This is a genomic window from Thalassolituus sp. UBA2009, from assembly GCF_002335285.1.
GTDB classification, from domain to species: Bacteria; Pseudomonadota; Gammaproteobacteria; order Pseudomonadales; family Oceanobacteraceae; genus Venatoribacter; species Venatoribacter alkanivorans.
In genome coordinates this window covers 7,363-9,528 of the sequence record NZ_DDCJ01000092.1, presented here as the reverse complement: position 1 = coordinate 9,528, position 2,166 = coordinate 7,363, and the positions used below count along the sequence as shown (strand labels likewise).

Sequence of the window (2,166 nt, the reverse complement as noted above, 5' to 3'; positions counted from 1 at the left end):
AGGCCAGACGCTGATTCATCAGGCTACGCTGGCGGATTCGCAGGTCAGTTATTTTCTCAGTCAGGGCAATGGCGTGCAGACCATTGCCATCCGTGGCACCGCTAACCTGACGAATGTGATGGTCGATCTGGATATTGAATTTCAGCCGGACGAGCGTCTGGGCATCACCCTGCACAACGGTTTCCGCAGTGCCGCCGAGGCGGTGTTTAACGATGTCAGGCCACGACTGGTTGCCGGCATGCCGGTGCAGATTACTGGTCACAGTCTGGGCGGCGCCATTGCGGTGGTCCTGGCGATGTATTTAAAACACGATACGGCAATGCAGATAACGCAGGTGATTACTTTCGGCCAGCCCAAGGTCACCAACATTACCGGGGCGGAAATTTACGCCAGTATTCCGCTGATACGGGTCGTTACCCAGAAAGATCTGGTGCCACTGGTGCCGCCACTGAGCCCGCTGCAGATTAAGGATCTGGATGTTTACTGGCATATGGGCGAAGAAATTATTCTGCTCGGCGGCCAGCAGTATTCGCAGACCCGCGGTTTAAAAAGCATGCTGCGCGCGACCAAGCTGAGCACAGCGCTGCCGGATGAAAGCAACCTGCAGGCGCATCAGATCACCACCTATCAGACGCTGATCGGTGAGCTGCTGCAGTCGGCGCAGGAAGTGCCTTACCAGATGGAAATCAATCTTTTCGGGCTGTCGATTAATTAACCGGCAGCCTTAAAAGCTCCAGCGGATGGCGCTTTCCAGCCGGTTCTGATCATAACTCGCGGCGGCAAAATCAGACTGCCGGTCATCGCGCTGCAGGCTGATCGACCACTGCCAGCGCTGACTGAGTTGCCAGCGGCTGCTGATCTCCAGACGCTGGCGCTGTTCCGTCACATCGTCGTACTGACGCTGTTCCAGCTGCGCCCTCAGATGATTCACCACACTGAGCCCAAACCAGCGGCTGCGATGTCTGAGCGACAGCCGTCCGATACCCGCCTGATAACTGTAAACCTGAGCATTCGCCTGTTCATCCACTCCCTGTATCAGGGCGCTGAGCGATAAGCCGCTGCTGCGGAAAAACCAGTACAGCTGCAGACGGGCAGCGCTGCGTTCACTGTCGCGGGCGCTGTTTTGTTCGTAGGTTTTGCGCATAAAATCGAACTGGGTGCGCACATACAGAGATTCTGACGGGATAAAACCCAGTGCCGGGCTGATGCGTTCGAGCTGCATATAACTCTGGCCATCCACATCTGCGGTGGCCGCAATCAGTGCCACATCGCTGGCCAGCACATCACCCTGATAACCAAAGCGCAGCAGGCCGGTCTGCAGGCGGTTGTCGTATTCGCTGTAAACCTGCCAGCGCTGTTCTTTCAGCCAGTAGCTGGTCTCAAACTGCACACCACGACGCCCCGCCGTACGCCAGCCAAGCGAAGCTTCCAGTGCATGATAACTGTCACCCAGGCCAGCATTGATATCGGTAACGTCGGGGGCAACATTAGAGTCGTAGCCGGCACCGGCGGCCAGCTCGAGCTGCAGTCCGGCCTTTGCCTGAGCGGCAAACACCAGTAATAAGATAAGCAGCAGCCCCCGCTGCCGGAATACTCCGCGCAGGGGGGCTGCTGTTGGGGCTGCTATAGGATTGAGCAAAATATCAGTCATCAATTTCCATCGACTGCACGATCAGTACCTGACCGTCGAATGAGCCTTCAATTTCTACCATACTGCCGCTCACCAGAGAGGACAGCATGGACGGATCCTGCGCGCTGACATCCAGCGTCAGCCCCAGAAACACAACAGTACCGGCACTCAGGTCGATGGCTGACACAGGGGCTTTCAGTTCCACCTTATTGCTGGCGTCAACACGTTCCAGCAACTGTGCACGGTACTGACCGGCCGTGGTTTCTTCGAGCAGCAGCTCAACATAGTCACCGGGCTGCAGCATGCTCAGATTAAAGTACACTTCATCGTCACGGTCATCACGCACGCGGGTACGCAGGTCAGCATTGATAGTAATGCCCATCACCGTCAGGGTGTTTTCAGTTGTCGCCTGCACCACACCTTCGAGTTCAATTTCCGGTGCTTCTTCAAACTCGATTTCTTCAGCCAGCAGCACGCCGTCGGTACCGACAACGCCTTCAACCTCAACCATCACACCCGCCTGTAAAGCCGACTGG

Annotated in this window: 3 protein-coding genes; 1 reads left to right on the top strand and 2 read right to left on the bottom strand. The window is 56.5% G+C overall.

All coding sequences use genetic code 11. The features are described from left to right. Positions 1-715 (top strand): lipase family protein (locus B3P58_RS11490; protein ID WP_286717633.1); only part of this gene is annotated, 715 nt, incomplete at its 5' end. A gap of 9 nt (positions 716-724) precedes the next feature. Here B3P58_RS11490 and B3P58_RS11485 read toward each other — a convergent pair. Beyond that, positions 725-1,651: a hypothetical protein gene (locus B3P58_RS11485; RefSeq protein WP_286717631.1), complete on the bottom strand. Its 927-nt coding sequence runs from the start codon at positions 1,649-1,651 to the stop codon at positions 725-727. Then, on the bottom strand, positions 1,644-2,166 hold a 523-nt coding region (locus B3P58_RS11480), incomplete at its 5' end, for a DUF5666 domain-containing protein (RefSeq protein ID WP_286717629.1). The genes B3P58_RS11480 and B3P58_RS11485, both read right to left, overlap by 8 nt.

Excerpts from the sequence above, each read along its gene's own strand:
- B3P58_RS11485 (WP_286717631.1), bottom strand. The coding sequence starts at position 1,651 with ATGACTGATATTTTGCTCAATCCTATAGCAGCCCCAACAGCAGCCCCC.